Annotated in this window: 18 protein-coding genes and 5 tRNA genes; 15 read left to right on the plus strand and 8 right to left on the minus strand. The window is 60.2% G+C overall.

The genetic code is table 11. The features are described from left to right. Nucleotides 1–105: 105 nt before the first annotated feature. The 5 genes from clpB (at nt 106) to HKK57_RS14100 (ending at nt 3,389) form a co-directional block, all read left to right on the plus strand. Nucleotides 106–2,670, plus strand: a complete 2,565-nt coding sequence (gene clpB / locus HKK57_RS14080) for an ATP-dependent chaperone ClpB (protein WP_092230488.1) — start codon at nt 106–108, stop codon at nt 2,668–2,670. Nucleotides 2,671–2,973: 303 nt separating this feature from the next. Further along, a tRNA-Asn gene (locus tag HKK57_RS14085) sits at nt 2,974–3,049 on the plus strand. 9 nt (nt 3,050–3,058) lie between these two features. Next, nucleotides 3,059–3,135, plus strand: a tRNA-Pro gene (locus tag HKK57_RS14090). Nucleotides 3,136–3,140: 5 nt separating this feature from the next. After that, a tRNA-Lys gene (locus tag HKK57_RS14095) sits at nt 3,141–3,216 on the plus strand. Nucleotides 3,217–3,312: 96 nt separating this feature from the next. Continuing rightward, a tRNA-Pro gene (locus HKK57_RS14100) sits at nt 3,313–3,389 on the plus strand. 159 nt (nt 3,390–3,548) lie between these two features. Here HKK57_RS14100 and HKK57_RS14105 read toward each other — a convergent pair. The 3 genes from HKK57_RS14105 to HKK57_RS14115 are packed head-to-tail and all read right to left on the minus strand — an operon-like array spanning nt 3,549 to nt 5,750. After that, on the minus strand, nt 3,549–4,847 hold the full coding sequence (locus tag HKK57_RS14105) for an NAD(P)/FAD-dependent oxidoreductase (protein WP_154906589.1): 1,299 nt from the start codon (nt 4,845–4,847) through the stop codon (nt 3,549–3,551). A gap of 60 nt (nt 4,848–4,907) precedes the next feature. Next, nucleotides 4,908–5,081, minus strand: coding sequence for a DUF3094 family protein (locus tag HKK57_RS14110; RefSeq protein ID WP_104910930.1), 174 nt, complete (start codon nt 5,079–5,081; stop codon nt 4,908–4,910). A 39-nt stretch (nt 5,082–5,120) separates the two neighbouring features. Then, a complete protein-coding gene (locus HKK57_RS14115) occupies nt 5,121–5,750 on the minus strand; it encodes a DUF1780 domain-containing protein (RefSeq protein WP_029292005.1) in 630 nt (209 codons plus the stop codon). Nucleotides 5,751–5,828: 78 nt separating this feature from the next. Here HKK57_RS14115 and HKK57_RS14120 point away from each other — a divergent pair, with 78 nt between their 5' ends. From HKK57_RS14120 to HKK57_RS14130, 3 genes are all read left to right on the plus strand, one after another. Next, nucleotides 5,829–6,320 (plus strand): FAD/FMN-containing dehydrogenase, encoded by a 492-nt coding sequence (locus tag HKK57_RS14120; RefSeq protein WP_169390310.1) that lies wholly within the window; start codon nt 5,829–5,831, stop codon nt 6,318–6,320. Beyond that, nucleotides 6,317–7,006, plus strand: coding sequence for an energy-coupling factor ABC transporter permease (locus HKK57_RS14125; RefSeq protein WP_169390311.1), 690 nt, complete (start codon nt 6,317–6,319; stop codon nt 7,004–7,006). The genes HKK57_RS14120 and HKK57_RS14125 overlap by 4 nt, the downstream gene beginning before the upstream one ends. A 63-nt stretch (nt 7,007–7,069) precedes the next feature. Beyond that, complete coding sequence (locus HKK57_RS14130) at nt 7,070–7,285, plus strand: hypothetical protein (protein WP_029292000.1); 216 nt, start codon at nt 7,070–7,072, stop codon at nt 7,283–7,285. Here the strand turns inward: HKK57_RS14130 and yacG are convergent. The 4 genes from yacG to HKK57_RS14150 are packed head-to-tail and all read right to left on the minus strand — an operon-like array spanning nt 7,282 to nt 10,197. Next, nucleotides 7,282–7,485: a DNA gyrase inhibitor YacG gene (yacG, locus tag HKK57_RS14135; RefSeq protein ID WP_092238375.1), complete on the minus strand. Its 204-nt coding sequence runs from the start codon at nt 7,483–7,485 to the stop codon at nt 7,282–7,284. The two genes, HKK57_RS14130 and yacG, sit on opposite strands and share 4 nt — an antisense overlap. Next, entirely contained in the window at nt 7,482–8,105 is a 624-nt protein-coding gene (gene coaE, locus HKK57_RS14140) for a dephospho-CoA kinase (protein ID WP_169390312.1), read from the minus strand. The genes yacG and coaE overlap by 4 nt, the downstream gene beginning before the upstream one ends. Next, the gene (locus tag HKK57_RS14145) at nt 8,102–8,974 is read right to left on the minus strand and encodes a prepilin peptidase (protein ID WP_169390313.1); all 873 of its coding nucleotides are present in this window, start codon (nt 8,972–8,974) and stop codon (nt 8,102–8,104) included. Before HKK57_RS14145 ends, coaE begins: the two co-directional genes overlap by 4 nt. 2 nt (nt 8,975–8,976) lie before the next feature. Beyond that, complete coding sequence (locus tag HKK57_RS14150) at nt 8,977–10,197, minus strand: type II secretion system F family protein (RefSeq protein ID WP_169390314.1); 1,221 nt, start codon at nt 10,195–10,197, stop codon at nt 8,977–8,979. 203 nt (nt 10,198–10,400) lie between these two features. Here HKK57_RS14150 and HKK57_RS14155 point away from each other — a divergent pair, with 203 nt between their 5' ends. The 4 genes from HKK57_RS14155 (at nt 10,401) to HKK57_RS14170 (ending at nt 12,849) form a co-directional block, all read left to right on the plus strand. Further along, on the plus strand, nt 10,401–10,811 hold the full coding sequence (locus HKK57_RS14155) for a pilin (protein WP_029291989.1): 411 nt from the start codon (nt 10,401–10,403) through the stop codon (nt 10,809–10,811). A gap of 77 nt (nt 10,812–10,888) precedes the next feature. After that, complete coding sequence (locus HKK57_RS14160; RefSeq protein WP_169390315.1) at nt 10,889–12,295, plus strand: O-antigen ligase family protein; 1,407 nt, start codon at nt 10,889–10,891, stop codon at nt 12,293–12,295. A 39-nt stretch (nt 12,296–12,334) separates the two neighbouring features. After that, a tRNA-Thr gene (locus tag HKK57_RS14165) sits at nt 12,335–12,407 on the plus strand. Between the two features lie 136 nt (nt 12,408–12,543). Continuing rightward, on the plus strand, nt 12,544–12,849 hold the full coding sequence (locus HKK57_RS14170) for a DUF6388 family protein (RefSeq protein WP_070994130.1): 306 nt from the start codon (nt 12,544–12,546) through the stop codon (nt 12,847–12,849). A 105-nt stretch (nt 12,850–12,954) separates the two neighbouring features. On the opposite strand, the gene nadC is transcribed toward HKK57_RS14170, so the two are convergent. After that, nucleotides 12,955–13,803, minus strand: coding sequence for a carboxylating nicotinate-nucleotide diphosphorylase (nadC, locus tag HKK57_RS14175; RefSeq protein WP_070994129.1), 849 nt, complete (start codon nt 13,801–13,803; stop codon nt 12,955–12,957). Nucleotides 13,804–14,069: 266 nt separating this feature from the next. On the opposite strand from nadC, the gene HKK57_RS14180 reads away from it, so the two are divergent. The 3 genes from HKK57_RS14180 to ampE all read left to right on the plus strand — a co-directional run bounded on the left by HKK57_RS14180 (nt 14,070) and on the right by ampE (nt 17,688). Further along, nucleotides 14,070–16,229 carry a DUF1631 domain-containing protein gene (locus HKK57_RS14180; RefSeq protein WP_169390316.1) on the plus strand — a complete coding sequence of 720 codons (2,160 nt, stop codon included), beginning with the start codon at nt 14,070–14,072 and terminating at the stop codon, nt 16,227–16,229. A 62-nt stretch (nt 16,230–16,291) separates the two neighbouring features. After that, entirely contained in the window at nt 16,292–16,855 is a 564-nt protein-coding gene (gene ampD, locus HKK57_RS14185; protein WP_169390317.1) for a 1,6-anhydro-N-acetylmuramyl-L-alanine amidase AmpD, read from the plus strand. Then, the gene (ampE, locus tag HKK57_RS14190; protein WP_029291976.1) at nt 16,852–17,688 is read left to right on the plus strand and encodes a regulatory signaling modulator protein AmpE; all 837 of its coding nucleotides are present in this window, start codon (nt 16,852–16,854) and stop codon (nt 17,686–17,688) included. The genes ampD and ampE overlap by 4 nt, the downstream gene beginning before the upstream one ends. Nucleotides 17,689–18,068 lie beyond the last annotated feature (380 nt).

Genomic DNA, 18,068 nt, shown 5'->3' on the forward strand with positions numbered 1-18,068 from the left:
ACCCCATCTATAAGGGTATCTGGCAGGTTTCTTCATTCAGGATGCGTTAATCGCGAGCAAGCTCGCTCGCACATAGCTCCGGCCTGCTCAAAAGGAAGGTGACTAATGCGTATTGATCGTTTAACCAGCAAATTACAATTGGCGTTATCGGATTCCCAATCCCTGGCGGTTGGCCTCGACCATCCGGCCATTGAGCCCGCGCACTTGATGCAGGCGCTCCTCGAACAGCAGGGTGGTTCGATCAAACCCCTGCTGATGCAGGTGGGCTTTGACGTCAACAGTCTGCGCAAGGAATTGAGCAAAGAGCTCGACCAGCTGCCGAAAATCCAGAATCCGACGGGCGACGTGAATATGTCCCAGGATTTGGCGCGCTTGCTCAATCAGGCGGACCGCCTGGCCCAGCAGAAGGGCGACCAGTTCATCTCCAGCGAACTGGTGCTGCTCGCTGCCATGGACGACAACAGCAAGCTCGGCAAGTTGTTGCTGGGCCAGGGCGTGAGCAAAAAGGCCCTGGAAAATGCCATCAACAACCTGCGCGGCGGCGAGGCGGTGAATGACCCCAATCACGAGGAGTCGCGCCAGGCTCTGGACAAATACACCGTCGACCTGACCAAGCGCGCCGAAGACGGCAAGCTGGACCCGGTGATCGGGCGTGACGATGAAATTCGTCGCACCATCCAGGTCCTGCAGCGTCGCACCAAGAACAACCCGGTGCTGATCGGCGAGCCTGGCGTGGGTAAAACCGCCATCGCCGAAGGCCTGGCCCAGCGCATCATTAATGGTGAGGTGCCGGACGGCCTCAAGGGCAAGCGCTTGCTGTCCCTGGACATGGGCGCGTTGATCGCCGGTGCCAAGTTCCGTGGTGAGTTCGAAGAGCGCCTCAAATCCCTGCTTAACGAACTGTCGAAGCAGGAAGGGCAGATCATTCTGTTTATCGACGAACTGCACACCATGGTCGGCGCCGGTAAAGGCGAAGGCTCGATGGATGCGGGCAACATGCTCAAGCCAGCACTGGCTCGGGGCGAGTTGCATTGTGTCGGTGCGACCACGCTCAACGAGTACCGCCAGTACATTGAAAAGGACGCGGCCCTTGAGCGTCGTTTCCAGAAAGTCCTGGTGGAAGAGCCGAGCGAAGAAGACACCATCGCGATCCTGCGTGGCCTGAAAGAGCGTTATGAGGTCCACCACCGGGTCGCAATCACTGATGGCGCGATCATTGCGGCGGCCAAGTTGAGCCATCGCTACATCACTGACCGTCAGTTGCCGGACAAGGCCATCGACCTGATCGACGAAGCGGCCAGCCGTATTCGCATGGAAATCGATTCCAAGCCTGAAGTGCTGGACCGCCTGGAGCGCCGGCTGATTCAACTGAAAGTCGAATCCCAGGCGCTGAAGAAAGAGGACGATGACGCGGCGAAGAAACGCCTGGAAAAACTCCAGGAAGAAATCGTCCGCCTGGAACGTGAGTATTCGGACCTGGAAGAAATCTGGACCTCGGAAAAAGCCGAAGTGCAGGGTTCCGCGCAGATCCAGCAAAAGATCGAGCAGTCGCGCCAGGAGCTGGAAGCTGCCCGCCGTAAAGGCGACCTGAACCGCATGGCCGAGCTGCAGTACGGGGTGATCCCGGATCTGGAGCGCAGCCTGCAAATGGTCGACCAGCATGGCCACAGCGAAAACCAGTTGCTGCGCAGCAAGGTGACCGAGGAAGAAATTGCCGAGGTTGTGTCCAAGTGGACCGGCATTCCGGTGTCGAAGATGCTGGAAGGCGAGCGTGACAAGCTGTTGCGTATGGAAAGCCTGTTGCACCAGCGCGTCATCGGCCAGGAAGAGGCGGTGGTGGCGGTGTCCAACGCGGTACGGCGTTCGCGCGCCGGGTTGTCCGACCCGAACCGCCCGAGTGGCTCGTTCATGTTCCTCGGCCCGACCGGCGTGGGTAAGACCGAGTTGTGCAAGGCCCTGGCCGAGTTCCTCTTTGATACAGAAGAGGCGATGGTGCGTATCGATATGTCCGAGTTCATGGAGAAACATTCCGTGGCTCGCTTGATCGGGGCGCCACCAGGCTATGTGGGCTACGAGGAAGGTGGCTACCTGACCGAAGCGGTACGGCGTAAGCCTTACTCGGTGATCCTGCTGGATGAGGTCGAGAAGGCTCACCCGGACGTGTTCAACGTGTTGCTGCAAGTGCTGGAAGATGGCCGGCTGACGGACAGCCACGGGCGTACCGTGGATTTCCGTAATACGGTGATCGTGATGACCTCCAACCTGGGCTCGGTACAGATCCAGGAAATGGTCGGGGATCGTGAAGGTCAGCGTGCTGCGGTAATGGATGCGCTGACCAGCCACTTCCGCCCGGAATTTATCAACCGGGTCGATGAAGTGGTGATCTTCGAGCCTCTGGCGCGGGATCAGATCGCGGGCATTACCGAGATCCAGTTGGGCCGCCTGCGCAGCCGTCTGGCAGAGCGCGAGCTGATGCTGGAGCTGAGCAGCGAGGCCTTGGACAAGTTGATCGCCGTGGGTTACGACCCGGTGTATGGCGCACGGCCATTAAAACGTGCGATCCAGCGCTGGATCGAGAACCCGTTGGCCCAACTGATCCTGTCGGGCAGCTTTATGCCGGGGACCAGCGTCAAGGCCACCGTGGAAAACGACGAAATCGTCTTCCACTAAGCGCCGATTGGGTGGTTATAAGCAAAGGCCTCGCATTGCGGGGCCTTTTTTTTCGATAGGGCGTTGAACTGTAAGGCAAAGGCTTGTAAAGTGCGCCCCGCAGCAACGTCAGCCCACGGGTTTCTTCTCCCCAAGGAGAAATCAGAAAGAAGCGCAAATCATTGTCTTAAAAGCAATTTAAAGGGTTGACAGGGGTTTTTAAGATTGTAGAATAGCGCGCCTCAGACACGCTAACGTAGCGATACGGACAGCGTCGAAGAGAAGGATACATCGCAGTAAAAGTTGTACTTTGAAATATGTAGTTCCGTGATAGCTCAGTCGGTAGAGCAAATGACTGTTAATCATTGGGTCCCAGGTTCGAGTCCTGGTCACGGAGCCAATTTCAAACCGGGGTATAGCGCAGTCCGGTAGCGCGCCTGCTTTGGGAGCAGGATGTCAGGAGTTCGAATCCCCTTACCCCGACCATTTTTGGGTCGTTAGCTCAGTTGGTAGAGCAGTTGGCTTTTAACCAATTGGTCGTAGGTTCGAATCCCACACGACCCACCATTTTTGAGACCAGTTAACGCTGGAATCGAATCTTAAGATCAGAGGCCAAAAGCACTGATCGAAGAAGGCGACTTGAAAAGGTCGCCTTTTTTTTACCGGGGTATAGCGCAGTCCGGTAGCGCGCCTGCTTTGGGAGCAGGATGTCAGGAGTTCGAATCCCCTTACCCCGACCATATTAAAAATCCTCGTATCGAAAGATACGGGGATTTTTTTTGCCTGCGCAAAACCTGAAAGTACCGCCGATCCAATGTAGAAGGGGGCTTGCTCCCGATTGCGGTGTGTGTGAACCACCGCTATCGGGAGCAAGCCCCCTCCCATCCGGGACCGTGTTGTTAGTGGAGTTTGAGACGCGGCTCGGTGCCCCGTCCAATCTTGCTGCCCAGCATCAACATCATCGTGCGGAAGAACCCGTACAAGGCCATCTGGTGCATGCGGTACAGCGACACATAGAACATCCGCGCCAGCCAGCCTTCAAGCATCACGCTGCCGGTCAGGTTGCCCATCAAGTTACCCACAGCCGAAAAACGCGACAGCGAGATCAGTGAGCCGTAGTCGGTGTACTTATAGCTGGGCAGGGGCTTGCCCTCGATGCGCAATTTCAGCGATTTGGCCAGCAACGACGCCTGCTGGTGGGCCGCTTGCGCCCGCGGTGGAACGTTACGGTCGGTACCCGGCTGCGGGCAGGCCGCGCAGTCGCCAAAGGCGAAGATATTCTCGTCACGGGTGGTCTGCAGCGTTGGCAGCACCTGCAGTTGGTTGATACGGTTGGTCTCCAGGCCGTCGATGTCCTTGAGAAAGCCCGGCGCGCGAATCCCGGCGGCCCACACCTTGAGGCTGGCGGGAATCACCTGGCCACTGCTGGTGATCAGGCTGTCGGCGGTGACTTCGCTCACGGCGGAGTTGGTCATGACCGTCACCCCGAGCTTTTCCAGGGTTTTATGCACAGGTCCGCTGATTCGCTCTGGCAGGGCTGGCAGGACCCGTGGCCCGGCTTCGATCAGGGTGATGGACATGTTTTCTGGTTTGATCCGGTCCAGGCCATAGGCTGCCAGCTCATGGGCCGCGTTGTGCAGCTCCGCGGCCAACTCGACACCGGTGGCGCCAGCGCCAACGATTGCCACGCTGATTTTTTCCACCACATCGGTTTGCCCGGCATGGGCGCGCAGGTAGTGGTTGAGCAATTGCTGGTGGAAGCGTTCTGCCTGTTTGCGGGTATCGAGGAACAGGCAGTGTTGTGCTGCGCCCTCGGTGCCGAAATCATTGGTGGTGCTACCGACCGCAATCACCAGGGTGTCATAGCCCAACACGCGCGCAGGCACCAGTTCCCGGCCTTCTTCATCAAGGGTCGCGGCCAGCTGGATTATCTTCTGTTCACGATCAAGCCCGCTCATGCGCCCCAGCTGGAACTCGAAGTGGTTCCATTTTGCCTGGGCAACGTAATTGAGTTCGTCTTCAGAGGAGTTCAGCGAGCCGGCGGCAACCTCGTGCAGCAGGGGTTTCCAGATATGGGTCAGGTTGGTGTCCACCAGCGTGATGCTGGCGGTACCGCGCTTGCCCAGAGTCTTACCCAGGCGGGTAGCCAACTCCAGGCCGCCGGCGCCGCCGCCGACGATAATAATACGATGGGTCATGGGGGTATCTCGCAAGGCTAAAAGAAATCGGTGCAGTTACCCGAGCGAGCGCCAGGCAGCTCATAGCGTCAGATAACTCAAAAGGCGGCTCAGGAGGCCCAGGCCAATCACCACAATCAGTACCACCCCAAGGAGCAGCCACGGCCGGAAAGGCTTGCGCTCAACCTGGTGTTGGGACAGTTGCAGGTACTCTTCGACATGTTCTTGGTCGTCAGGGTTCAGGCGGCTGGTCATAAAGGCCTCGTCAGGTAGACGTTGCAAAAGGGCATCACGTTACAGGCTGATACCCACGTCGAACACTATGCTGCGCCCCAGGTTGTTGCGCAAGAAATCCGGGGCGTCCGGGTGGGCGAACAACACGCGTGCAAAGGTCGGGCCGACCAATGACAGCGAGCGCCAGCCCTGGCGCAGGTATTCCGTGGGCGGCGGGAAATGGCTGTTGAGGTCCAGCACTTCGCGCTTGAGGCTGGCGAAGGCGATGATATCCAGCTCCCCCAGGTCCATGCCGCGTTCTTTATAGTTATGGGCCTTCTTGCGCAGGGTCGGCGCCAGGCGCAGCAGGAACTCATGGGCGGGAATGCGCCTGGGCTTGGCTTCACGTCGCACCAATTGGCTCAGGGAAAAAGCACTGCGCCGCCGCAGCAGTTCGTCGCGCCATTCGTCATTCAGGCGTCGGCCTTCGTCCAGGACAAAAAACACTTCGAAACTGGCGTCGCGAAACAGCACATCCGGCGGCTCTTGACCGGCGGCATGAAATTCTTCGGCGCGGTAGGGCACATTCAGGCCTTGTAGCAGGCGCTGGCAGACCCAACGCTCACGCTCCCATTTGCGGGCATTGGACAGGAACGCGTTGGCTTGTTCGGCCGCTATGGTGAGCAGGCGCAAATAATCTGAGTCATCCATGGTTCCAGCTTAGCGTTCAAATGATGACCGCAGGAAGTCCCGTGTGAAAAGGCTCGGTGTAGACTGGCGGTTCGGTTGATGGTTTTGCTCAAGGAGTTCGCGGTGAGGTTTTTGGTTGCGGTGTTTCTGGTCTTTCTGCCCCTGTGGGCCCAGGCAGTTGAGCTCGGCGAGCGGCTGGCGCCCTGGACCTTGCTGGATCAATTCGACCAGGCCTATACCCTGGATAATCAGGCGCAGGTCCTGCTGGTGGCGCGGAGCATGGACGCAGCCAAACAGGTGGATGCGGCATTGCAGGGCCAGCCCAAGGGCTATCTGGAGGCGCGCCATGTGGTGTTTGTCGCCGATATCCAGCGCATGCCGAGGTTGATCGCCAAGCTTTTCGCCGTCCCCGCGATGCAGGCCTACAACTACCGGGTCATGCTCGACCGTGATGCTCGGATCGCTCCACGTTATCCGGCGCCTGTGGATAAAGTACTGTGGCTGCAACTGGAAGACGGCAAGCTGGTCGCGCGCCATGAGTACGCCTCTGCCACCGAACTGCGCCAGGCCCTGGAGCAGGTGCAGCCGTGATCAGTGCCGCCGTGCTGGCGCCGCAAACCCTGTGGCTGGGCTGGCTGCTGTATGCGCCGGTGGTTGTTTGGGCGGTCCTGCGCTCGTCCTGGGTCGAGTTGTTTGCCGACCGACGGCGCCAGCATTTGTTGTTCGGTACGGTGTTCGCGCTGTTCATGTTGTGGCTGGTGCGTCGGGATTTCGATACCGGCGTGTCCTACCACTTTATCGGCATGACCGCCGTGACCCTGTTGCTCGACTGGCCGCTGGCAATTGTCGGTGGGCTGGCTGCGCAACTGGGCCTGGTGCTGCTCGGGCGCCAGGACCTGGCGGCGGTCGGGGTCAACGGTGCACTGCTGATCCTCTTGCCGGTATTGGTGACCGAAACGTGTGCGTTGCTGGTGGAGCGGGCGCAGCCGCGCAATCCCTTCGTGTATATCTTCTGTTCCGGTTTTTTTGCCGCCGCATTGTCGGCGTTGCTGTGCCTGTTGGCCGGCCTGGGCTTGCTGTGGCTGGACGGTCGCTTCGCCATGCCCGAATGGATCGAAGACTTTATCGGCTACCTGTGGCTGATCATCTTTCCCGAAGCCTTCATCAACGGCATGGTGATCAGTGCCTTGGTGGTGTTTTGCCCGGAGTGGCTTGAGACGTTCAACCGCACGCGCTACCTCTCGGCGCCCTGGAAGGACGACAATTCGCGGCCTTGATCCAAATCAAAGGCACAACGCGCAAGTGGTCGCATGCTCTGCGAAACTTCCAGGAGCACGATCATGAGTGTGTACGAGTGGGCGCGGCAAGAGATACGCAGGAGTCAGGAAGCGGCGCTGGAAATTGGCTTTGATCCAGGTTTGAGCCTACGTGCCCTGCTGAGTGCGGTGGTGCAGCAGAGCAAGGGCGTGCGCAGTTTTGAAGACCTGGCCGACGAGTTGCAATACCTTGCGGAAAACCTCGACGACCAGCAGGAATACGCTTTTATGCGGCCTTAGTGGGCGCGCGGTGGCAGGTCTTCGGAGAACAGTTCGTCTTCGGCATCCGGGCTGACCGGAATCTTGTGTTCTTCTGAGGCCCAGGCACCCAGGTCGATCAGTTTGCAGCGATCCGAGCAGAATGGCCGGTTGAGGTTGGTCGCTTTCCATTCCACGGGGGCGCCGCAGGTTGGGCATTCGACGGTCAAGGGTTGGCTCATGTTCGGCCTCCACGCAAAGTAAGGTAAAAGTGGTGCAGTCGCTCGACCTCGGCCTGTAGCCAGGCCAGGTCCTGATCATTGACCAGTACATCGTCGGCATGGCGCAAGCGATCTTCCCGGGAGGCCTGGGCCTTGAGAATCGCCCGCACCTGTTCTTCGCTGATGCCGTCGCGCAGCAGGGTACGCTGAATTTGCGTTGATTGCGGCACATCGATCACCAGGATGCGTTGGGTCATGGTGTATTGACCCGACTCGATCAACAACGGCGACACCAAAATCGCATAGGGCGAGCGGGCGCGGGCCAGATGGCTGCGGATCTCGTCGGCAATCAGCGGGTGCAGCAGGGCTTCCAGCCACAGCCGCTCTTGCGGCGCCTCGAAAATGCGCTTGCGCAAGGCGGCGCGATCCAACTGGCCATCGGGCAGCAGAATCCCACCACCGAAGTGCTCGGCAATCTTCGCCAACGCTGGCCGCCCGGGCTCCACCACCCAGCGTGAGGCATGGTCGGCGTCGATCAGGTCCACGCCAAGGTCGATAAAGTGCTGGGCCGCAGCGCTTTTGCCGCTGCCGATGCCGCCCGTCAGGCCAAGAATCCAGGGTGTTGCGACAGAAGTGGTCATTTGAAACCGACAGACTGCAAATAGAAGTCGGTTATTTGACCACCCCAGAGCAATGCAATCCAGCCGGCAATCGCCAGATAGGGGCCAAAAGGCAGGGGCACCGAGGTCTGCGCGTTACGCACGCGCAACACAATCACCCCTGCGATCGCACCCACCAGCGACGCCAGCAACAGCGTCAGCGGCAGGATCTGCCAGCCACCCCAGGCGCCGAGCAGGGCTAGCAGCTTGAAGTCGCCATAGCCCATGCCGTCCTTGCCAGTGCACAGCTTGAATAGCCAGAACACCGACCACAGGCTCAGGTACCCGGCAACCGCGCCCAACACTGCATCGGGCAGCGTTACATACAGCTCGAAGTAATTGAGGATCAGCCCCAGCCACAGCAGTGGCAGCACCAGCACATCCGGTAATAGCTGGTGGTCGGCATCAATCAGGCTCATGGCCAGCAAGCCCCAGTTCAAGAACAGCACTCCAGCGGCCGGCCAGCCGAAGCCGTAGTGCCAGGCGATAAATGCCGAGAGCAGCCCGCAGGCCAGTTCGGTGAGCGGGTAGCGCGGGCTGATGGAGCCGTGGCATCGCGCGCAGCGCCCCCTGAGCAGCAGATAACTGATCACCGGGATATTTTCCCATGGGCGAATCGGCGCCGAACAATGCGGGCAACAGGAGTTGGGGCGCAACAGGTTATAGGTCGGGCCACCGGGCTCCGGAGGCAGGCCGAGTATCTCATGGGCCTGGGCGCGCCAGTCCCGTTCGAGCATTTTTGGCAGGCGCCAGACCAGCACGTTGAGGAAGCTGCCGACGATCAGCCCGAGCACCAGTGCTGCCCAGACGAACAACCAGGGATGGAGGATCAGGAGTTGGTCCAGGGTCATATTCAAAACGCCGTGCCAAGCTGGAAGATCGGCAGGTACATGGCGATTACCAGTGCCCCGACAATGCTGCCGAGCACCACCATGATCAGCGGCTCCATCAGGCTGCTGAGGTTGTCCACCAGGTTGTCGACGTCCGTTTCATAATGATCGGCGACCTTCTCCAGCATGCTGTCCAGCGCTCCTGATTCTTCGCCGATGGCGGTCATCTGGATCGCCATGCCAGGGAACAGGCCGCTGGCGGTCATGGTTCGATTCAATTGCATTCCTATTGCCACGTCCTGGCGCATACGCGTGATTGCCTGTGTGAACCGCTCGTTGCCAGCGGCTGCGGCCACTGAGTCCAGCGCCTGTGCCAGCGGTACGCCAGCGGCAAAGGTGGTGGCGAGTGTGCGAGCGTAGCGGGCGACTGCGGTTTTTTTCAGCAGTGTGCCTGCCAGCGGCAGTTTCAACAAACCAGTGTCCAGCCACAGGCGCAAACCGTTGTGTCGGCGGTAGGCGCGGCGTATTCCCCAGGCACTTGCGATTGCGGTCAGCAATAGCATCCACCATGCGCCTTGCATGAATTCGGACAGCCCGATGACCAGCAGGGTAAAGCGTGGCAGCGGTGTGTCGATGCCGGCGAACAGGCTTTCGAATTGGGGCACGACGTGGATCAGCAAGATGCTGCTGACCAGCATCGCCACGAGCACGACCACCAGCGGATAGGTCATGGCCTTCTTGATCCGGGCCTTGAGGCGCTGGCTCTTCTCCAGGTGGGTGGCTACCCGCTCCAGCAAGGTCTCCAGGGTGCCGGCCTGTTCGCCGGCCGCGATCAGGCTGCAATACAGGGGGTTGAAGCACTGCGGCTGTTTCGATAGCGCGGCGGTCAGGCTGTTGCCGGCGGCAATCTCCTGCTTCAGCCCTTGGACCATTGTGCGCATGGCCGGGCTGTCAAAGCCTTCGCCAATCATGTCGAAGGCTTGTAGCAAGGGAATTCCCGCCTTCAGCAGGGTCGCCAGTTGGCGGGTGAACAGCGCAATATCGGCTGGGGTGATTGGGTTGCCCAGGCCGCAAAGGAGGCTGGAGCGCACGTGTACCCGAACCGGGGTTATGCCTTGCCGGCGCAGTTGTGCCTTGATCACGGCCGGGCTATGGCCACGGGTTTCGCCGGACACCTTGCGGCCATTGCGCAACGTGCCTTCCCAAGCATAGGTGGCGGTGGGGCTCACAGTGACATCATTCATTGGCGGCGATAGCTCATCGGCAGGTGATGATCTACAGCTTAGTCAGGCCTCTGTGTCCATCCGGCTATTGGGGAGGGGAAAAATGTCAGATTGTGCGTCTTGTGAGGGCCTGGCCCGACGCGGATGAGTACACTGGCGCGGTTGCCAAGGGCAGGGCGCAGGATGTGCCTTGCGATGGGTTTTTATTCTGGAGAGTGAGTGTGATGCGTCAGAACGGCTTTACTTTGATCGAGCTGTTGATCGTCGTGGCGATCATCGGCATCTTGGCCACGATTGGCCTGCCCATGTATACCAAGCATCAGGCCAAGGCCAAGTTCACGGCGGGGCTGGCGGAAATCTCGGCGTTGAAGGCCGGTTTCGAGGACACCTTCAACCAGGGCACGGTGCCCACGCTGGCGCTGATCGGTGGTACCAGCCCGACCGCCAACTGCACGATCAGCGTTGCAGGTGATGTGGCTACGGGCACGGGTTCGATTGCCTGTGAAATTCTCGATGCGCCTGCGCCCATCCAGGGCAAGCTCATTACCCTGGCGCGCAGTGCCAGCGAGGGTTGGAAGTGCACCACGACCGCTGACGAGCAGTACATTGCAAAGGGGTGCGCGGCTGTCAAATGAGGCCGGGTCGCCTGAATCAGTGACGGGAGCCGGGCGTAACGGCTCCCAGGCACTCCACAAGGAAGTAAAGATTGCCCATGACGTTATCCGTGCAACAGCGAGGAAGCGTGTTCCTGGTGCTGGCGCTGAGCCTTCTGCTACTGGGCATCACCCTATCCTTCAGTGGTCATGACTGGCAGCGTGTGGTGCAGGTTGGCGTTGGCGTGTGCGCAGTGGTCTACGGCCTGGTGACTCCCGCCGGCAGGCTGGTCGACAGGCCCACCGCGATCGGCCTGGCGCTGGTTCTTGGCCTGGGGTTGGTCTCCACGTGGTTGGCCCACCAGCCACTTTGGGCGTTGACCGAGTGGGCGCTGATGCTCACCTGCGGGGTGATTGCGGCGGCTTTTGCCCGGCTGCGACGCAATGGCGATCAGGCCCTGGATCAGGCGCTGATCCTGTTTGTGTTGCTGCTGTGCCTGATCAAGACCCTTCAATATGGGTACGCAGGCGTGCTGGCGTTTACCAGTGGCGACACGACACTGGACACAGATCTTCTGCTTGGTGGGTTCTCCAACAAGCGCTTCTACGGCCAGTTCCAGACCTTTACCTTGCCCTTGCTGGCGTTGCCGCTGCTGCTTGCGAGCACTTCGCGGTTGACGCGTGGCCTGGTGTTCGCCCTGTTGTGTGCCTGGTGGTTGATTGCAATTGGTGGTGGCACCCGTGGTACCTGGCTGGGGGTCGGCGTTGCGGCGGTCATCCTGGCTTTTTTGGGGGCTGCGGGGCGTCGCTGGTTGGCCTGGCAGGTGGCTGCGTTGTGTGGCGGGCTGTTTTTGTACTGGTTGTTGTTCATGGTTTTGGCGCGTTACCTGGGGCTGGAGATTGCCAGTCTTTCCAATGACCGGCTCACCACCAGCCTTTCAGGTCGTGAAGTGATCTGGTGGCAAGCCTGGGACATGATCCGCGAACGGCCATGGCTCGGTTTTGGGCCGATGCACTTTGCTGATATCCCCAACCCGATCGCAGCCCACCCACACCAGGCAATCCTGCAGTGGGCCAGTGAGTGGGGCGTGCCCTCGGCCTTGTGTGTGTCGTTGCTGGCGCTGCGCGGTGGTTGGGTCACGTTGAGGGTGATCCATCGGCAAGGGCCGGCCCGGTCACCGCAAGACCTGTTGCGCCTGTGTCTGTTCGCCGCGTTGCTGGGCGCGACCGTGCAGGCGATGGTCGACGGGGTGATTGTGATGCCCTATTCGCAACTCTGGTTGGCGCTGGTGGTGGGCTGGCTGATGGCATTGCATCCGTGGCACACGCCGGTTGTCGAACCGATGCCGCTGTTGCATCGGGCCTGGCAAGTGGCGGCTGTGCTTGCGGTGGCGTTGCTGGTAGTTGTCGTGTACCGCGACCTGCCTGGCTCCACGGAGCGCAGCCAACACTACATCGACACTGCCAAAGGCCACCTGCAGCCACGGTTCTGGGTCCAGGGAGTCATTGCGCCGCACATCCGGTAAGTTGCCGGGCGCCCCATGCAGTGCTAGCTTTAGCCCACCGCCCGTGTAGCTCAGTTGGTAGAGCAGCGCACTCGTAACGCGAAGGTCGCAGGTTCGACTCCTGTCTCGGGCAAAAAGGCACCACAGTTTTCAGATGATCCCAGAATGGTTCTGAAGGCCAGACGAACCGGTATTCATGCCCGTTCTTTTGTATCTGCGCAACCTTGATGACCCAGATGCATCCCCATTCCTCGATCTAAGAGAACGCCATGACCACGACAGAAATGACCCAGCAAGTGCGGCACGCAGAAGCCCTCAAAAAGTACCTCGAGGAGTCGCCGCAGCTTAAGGAAGAGATCAAGGACCTGAGTGCTGATGATCAGCGCGACCAGATCCAGTGGGCATTCGAGGACGAGGCCGAGAGCCAGGGCTTCCAGCCTTGGGAGCTGACCCTCAAGTACACGTCCACGCCAGAGGAGTTCGAAGTGGCACGCCTGGCCCTGCATAAAGAGGCGGCCGAGGTGTTGGGTGTCGAGTGGGAAGAGTACTGCGAGATGAACGACCTGGTGGTTTAAACGCTATCTGTTCGTCTCCCGGTCCTCATCGACGGCTAGCCGTCTCCTACAGAAATTGTGCCGGACCTGTAGGAGCCGGTTTGCCGGCGATGACAGTGGTTCAGTTCAAATACTGAGCCGCATCGACAAATCCACCGCCTTCACATCCTTGGTCATCGCCCCGATGGAGATGTAGTCCACACCGGTCTCGGCAATGGGCAACAAGGTGCTTTCATTGATCCCGCCGCTGGCTTCCAGCTTGGCCTTGCCGCCGTTCAAGCGTACGGCTTCGCGCATGTCGTCCAGGCTCAACTCATCCAGCATGATGATATCGGCGCCCGCCGCCAGCGCTTCGCGTAACTCTTCCAGGCTTTCCACTTCGACTTCCACCGGCTTGCCGGGGGCGATCTTGTGGGCGGCAGTAATGGCCTGGGCAATGCCACCGCAGGCGGCGATATGGTTTTCCTTGATCAGGAACGCGTCATACAGGCCGATGCGGTGATTGTGGCAACCGCCGCAGGTCACTGCGTACTTTTGCGCCAGGCGCAGGCCGGGCAGGGTCTTGCGGGTGTCCAAAAGCTTGACCTGGGTGGCTGCCACGAAGTCCGCCAGGTATTGCGCACGTGTGGCCACGCCGGATAACAACTGCAGGAAGTTCAGCGCGCTGCGCTCACCGGTCAACAGCGAGCGGGCAGGACCTTCGAGGTGGAACAGCGCCTGGTTGGGGCTGACGCGCTCACCGTCGCGCACCTGCCAGTGCACGGCAACCCGTGGGTCCAACTGGCGGAATACGGCATCGACCCAGGCGGTGCCACTGATGACGGCAGCATCACGGGTGATGATCGTGGCCTTGGCCAGCCGTTCGGCCGGGATCAATTGCGCAGTGATGTCGCCGCTGCCGATGTCTTCCAGCAGTGCGCGGCGCACGTTGGCTTCGATTTCGGCGGTGAGGTCGGCGAGGCGTAGATTCGGCATAGCGGGCTCCACATACAAAGTGCCCCGATTATAGGGGCATGGCAGCGCCGAACCCAAGGTATGCAGGCATAACCTGCCTGATTACAAAGCAGCTACAGAGTTTGCTGGCGCTACAGGGTCTAATTGCAAGATAATCTCGCGCCTTGCAATTGGCGTCATAGCTTTGACGTCTCGGTGATCTACAGATAATCGCTACCTGCCGCTGTTCCACCGGCGGTTGCGGCGAGCGCTCATAAAACCGAACCCCGTCATTCCAGGAGGCCAGCATGCACAATGACGCAAAGGTGGTGCCGATCAATAAGATCGCCGCACAAGCGATGCCATCGCCGCTCGCCCGCCTGCCCGTGATCGTGCTTCAGGTTCGTGACAAGGCCACGCAGCAACTGGACCGGGGTTTGCAGGAGCTGTTCGATAACGCCGACGACACTCTGTTCGAAATGGCCGACAAGGCGCGCAACAACGCCGACCACAATATTTTCTTTGAAGCCATGCGCGACCTGCGCCTCAAGCGCAAGAACTTCGAGCGTGTGTTCATGGAGCAGCTTTTCGCCGCGTTCGCCAACCTGGGGCAGGCCGGGCAAGGCGAACTGCTGCTGCCGACGGTCTCCTACGACGCGGCGCCGGGGGTGTCGGCTGACGATCTGGAAAAAGCCGTGGCCCTGGAGGCCATGCTCGACAAGGTCATGCACCGTGACGGCCTGGCCCTGGGACAACTGACCGCGCGCCTGGGCGCGTTGTTGGGCAAGCGCCTGGACGATCGGGAAAACCCCCTGGGCCCGGCGATGCTCTGTGAGTACTTCCTGCGGGCCGGGCGCAGCCTGGGGGTGGAGATCCGGGTCAAGCTGATTATTTTGAAACTGTTTGAAAAGTACGTACTCAGCGATGCCGACCTGCTGTACGGCGAGGCCAATCAGTTGCTGGCCGCCACGGGCGTACTGCCCGAGCTCAAGGCCGTACCTTCGCGCCGTTCCGGCGAGCGCGCCAGCAGCGCCCGCCCGCCGGCCGAGGCACCGCCTGCAGCCGACCCACAGGCCGACGAGGCCGAGCAACAAGTCTTCGCGGCCCTGCAGGAGCTACTGCTGACGGTGCGCGGCAGTGTGGCGCCGACCCTGGAGGCCAGCGCCCAGGCCCAGCCGATTTCCACCCGCGACCTGCTGCGCCTGCTGTCCCATCTGCAGCAGTATGTGCCGGAGCCTGCGGTGGAGGACGATTTTGACTTGCGCCGCCAGTTGGAAGAACTGCTCACCCGGGTCAGCGTCAAGAGTGGCAAGTCGCGGGTAGTGGAGGATGCTGACGAGGATGTGATCAACCTGATCGCCATGCTGTTCGAGTTCATCCTCGACGACCGCACCTTGCCTGACTCCTTCAAGGCGTTGATTGCGCGCCTGCAGATCCCCATGTTGAAAGTGGCCGTGCTGGACAAGAGTTTCTTCAGCCGCGGCAGCCACCCGGCGCGGCGCTTGCTCAATGAAATCGGGGCTGCGGCCATGGGCTGGGGCAAGCGTGATGATTATCAGCGTGACAGCCTTTACCTGCGCATCGAGCAGGTGGTGCAACGCCTGTTGAACGACTTTGTCGACGATCCGGCAATTTTCTCGGTGCTCCTGCAAGAGTTCACTGCTTATACCCAGGACGAGCGCCGCCGCAGTGAGTTGCTCGAACAGCGCACCCGCGACGCCGAAGAAGGGCGCGCCCGTACCGAGCAGGCGCGGCAGCGGGTTGCCGATGCAGTCAATCAGCGCTTGCTGGGCAAGGTCTTGCCGCATTTCGTGGTGCAGTTCCTGCAACAGGCGTGGAGCCAGGTCTTGTTGCTTGAATGCCTCAAGCACGGCCAGCACTCGCCGCAATGGCAGGCACGGCTGCGGTCCATGGACGAATTGATCTGGAGTGTCAGCCTGAGTGAGCACACCGAGGCCGGTCGTCGCTTGCTGGAGCAATTACCCGCGCTGCTCAAGGCCCTGCGTGAGGGGTTGAGCGAGGCGGCGTTCGACTCCTTTGTCACCCGGGAGTTTTTTATCCAGTTACAGGCGCTGCATACCCAGGCATTCCAGGGCACGCCGCCGCCCAGCGTGGCGCTGGTCGAAGTGCGCGGGGATGCGAGCGCCGAAATGCCTTCGCAGGCGCTCAGCCTGGCGGAGGATGATCCCGATCTGCTCAAGGTTCGGCAATTGCACATCGGCAGTTGGGTCGAGTTCCGCGAAGATGAAGAAAACACCCTGCGCTGCAAGCTGACGGCGATTATCGCCCCGGCCAACAGCTACATCTTCGTCAATCGCACGGGCCTTAAGGTCCTGGAAAAAACCTGCACGGAGTTGGCCCTGGAGTTCAAGCGTGGCGGGGTCCGTACCCTGGATGACGCGCTGTTGTTCGACCGCGCCCTGGCGTCGGTGATCGGCAATCTGCGGCAACTCAATCGCGCCAAGTGATCGCAACCACCAGGCCGATCACGGCATACTGAGTGCTCCTAAGTCTTGCGCAAGGAACCTGTATGCAGTTGGACCCCACCAGCGGTTGGTGCCAGGGCATTGCCCATTGCCCGTCGCCCAACTTCAATGAACGCCCAAACGGCGAGATTTCCCTGTTGGTGGTGCATAACATCAGCTTGCCACCGGCCCAGTTCGCCACGGGTAAAGTGCAAGAGTTTTTCCAGAATCGCCTGGATGTCACGGAACATCCCTACTTTGCAGGCATCGCTGACCTACGGGTATCCGCGCATTTTCTGATTGAGCGTGAGGGTGCGGTGACGCAATTTGTTTCCTGTCAGGACCGAGCCTGGCATGCGGGTGTCTCCTGTTTCGAGGGGCGCGAAACCTGCAATGACTTTTCCCTGGGCATCGAGCTGGAAGGGACCGACGACCAGCCCTTTACCGATGCCCAGTACCAATCCTTGATCGAACTGAGCCGCCAATTGCTGGTCGCCTACCCGGGCATCACGCTCCAGCGCATTTGCGGTCATAGTGACATCGCCCCAGGACGCAAGACCGATCCTGGACCGGCTTTTGATTGGGCGCGTTTTCGTGGCGCCTTGCAGGATGGAGGACATACACAATGAGTTTCCTGGTGTTGGTGCTGGCGGTATGGATCGAGAAGTTCTCGGCCTTGCGTCAGCGGGTGCAGCGCGATGGCGGTTGGCTGCGCGAACTGGCCCGGCTTGAGTCGAGCGCTCGGTTGGGCAAGCAGCCCTGGTTGATCCTGGCGCTGCTGGTGTTGCTGCCGGTGGCGCTGCTGGGGCTGTTGTTGCTGGTCCTGGAGCCGGTGGCTTATGGCTTGCTGGCGCTGCCGGTGCATTTGCTGGTGGTGATCTACAGCCTGGGGCGCGGTGATCTGCTCGGCCAGTTGGGACCGTTCCGCGATGCCTGGCGCCGGGGTGACCTGCAAGCGGCTGAACATGTTGCCGAACGTGACCTGGCCATTGGCGCCGACAGCGGCGAGCAACTGCTGGAGCGGGTCCAGGGACATTTGCTGTGGCAAGCCTACCAGAGCTTTTTTGCGGTGATTTTCTGGTACTTCCTCCTCGGCCCGGTGGTGGCACTGGCTTACCGCTTGCTGGCGCTGGCCAGTGAACACAGTCAGAACCCATTAGTGGCCGAGCGTGCCGGGCAATTGCGCCATGCGTTCGACTGGTTGCCGGTGCGGTTGCTGGCGGCGAGTTTTGCCTTGGTGGGCAACTTTGTCGCGGTCAGCCGTGTGATGCTGCATGAGCTGCTGAACTGGGATATCAGTGCAGCGCAACTGGTGGAAAAGGTTGGCCTGGTGGCCGGCGAGATTCCGGCGCCGGTGGTCGGTGCCGAAGGCATCAACAGCCTGGATCGCTTGTGGGAACTGCTGCTGCGCGCTGCAGTGTTGTGGTATGCCGGGTTTGCGATCTGGACTGTTTTGCCCTGAGAAGCGCCCTTTGTAGGAGCGAGCTTGTCTCCGGGCGGCGTTCCGACGAAAAACTTACAGGCGCCGCGTTCATTCAGTAAGCACGCGTTATCGTTGACGTTTTTCGCGAGCAAGCTCGCTCCTACAGAAGGCGATGACCGCTTAACTGACTGGCAATTAGGGCAAGCCCGCTCCCACAGAGAATCTGTTGTGGCTTCAAAAAATCGGTTGGCGGCTAAGCTCCGCCGATCGCGTTAACCTTAAGTTACAAAACTCCCCGCCGATTTAAGCTATACAGACAGCGCGCCCAATAGTGGCTTTCTGCCGCTGCCCTGCGCCTTCAATAAAAATAAAAGAAAAGGGAGTTCATCTGTGAAGAGCTTGCTCTATCCCGCCATCGC

This window comes from Pseudomonas sp. ADAK21, from assembly GCF_012935735.1.
GTDB lineage: Bacteria > Pseudomonadota > Gammaproteobacteria > Pseudomonadales > Pseudomonadaceae > Aquipseudomonas > Aquipseudomonas proteolytica.

Coding starts and splice junctions, on each gene's coding strand:
- HKK57_RS14170 (WP_070994130.1), top strand. CDS start 12,544: ATGACCACGACAGAAATGACCCAGCAAGTGCGGCACGCAGAAGCCCTC.
- HKK57_RS14115 (WP_029292005.1), bottom strand. CDS start 5,750: ATGGATGACTCAGATTATTTGCGCCTGCTCACCATAGCGGCCGAACAA.
- HKK57_RS14155 (WP_029291989.1), top strand. CDS start 10,401: ATGCGTCAGAACGGCTTTACTTTGATCGAGCTGTTGATCGTCGTGGCG.
- HKK57_RS14110 (WP_104910930.1), bottom strand. CDS start 5,081: ATGACCAGCCGCCTGAACCCTGACGACCAAGAACATGTCGAAGAGTAC.
- HKK57_RS14160 (WP_169390315.1), top strand. CDS start 10,889: ATGACGTTATCCGTGCAACAGCGAGGAAGCGTGTTCCTGGTGCTGGCG.
- HKK57_RS14120 (WP_169390310.1), top strand. CDS start 5,829: ATGGTTTTGCTCAAGGAGTTCGCGGTGAGGTTTTTGGTTGCGGTGTTT.
- ampE (WP_029291976.1), top strand. CDS start 16,852: ATGAGTTTCCTGGTGTTGGTGCTGGCGGTATGGATCGAGAAGTTCTCG.
- HKK57_RS14180 (WP_169390316.1), top strand. CDS start 14,070: ATGCACAATGACGCAAAGGTGGTGCCGATCAATAAGATCGCCGCACAA.
- HKK57_RS14145 (WP_169390313.1), bottom strand. CDS start 8,974: ATGACCCTGGACCAACTCCTGATCCTCCATCCCTGGTTGTTCGTCTGG.
- clpB (WP_092230488.1), top strand. CDS start 106: ATGCGTATTGATCGTTTAACCAGCAAATTACAATTGGCGTTATCGGAT.
- yacG (WP_092238375.1), bottom strand. CDS start 7,485: ATGAGCCAACCCTTGACCGTCGAATGCCCAACCTGCGGCGCCCCCGTG.
- HKK57_RS14105 (WP_154906589.1), bottom strand. CDS start 4,847: ATGACCCATCGTATTATTATCGTCGGCGGCGGCGCCGGCGGCCTGGAG.
- nadC (WP_070994129.1), bottom strand. CDS start 13,803: ATGCCGAATCTACGCCTCGCCGACCTCACCGCCGAAATCGAAGCCAAC.
- HKK57_RS14150 (WP_169390314.1), bottom strand. CDS start 10,197: ATGAATGATGTCACTGTGAGCCCCACCGCCACCTATGCTTGGGAAGGC.
- ampD (WP_169390317.1), top strand. CDS start 16,292: ATGCAGTTGGACCCCACCAGCGGTTGGTGCCAGGGCATTGCCCATTGC.
- coaE (WP_169390312.1), bottom strand. CDS start 8,105: ATGACCACTTCTGTCGCAACACCCTGGATTCTTGGCCTGACGGGCGGC.
- HKK57_RS14130 (WP_029292000.1), top strand. CDS start 7,070: ATGAGTGTGTACGAGTGGGCGCGGCAAGAGATACGCAGGAGTCAGGAA.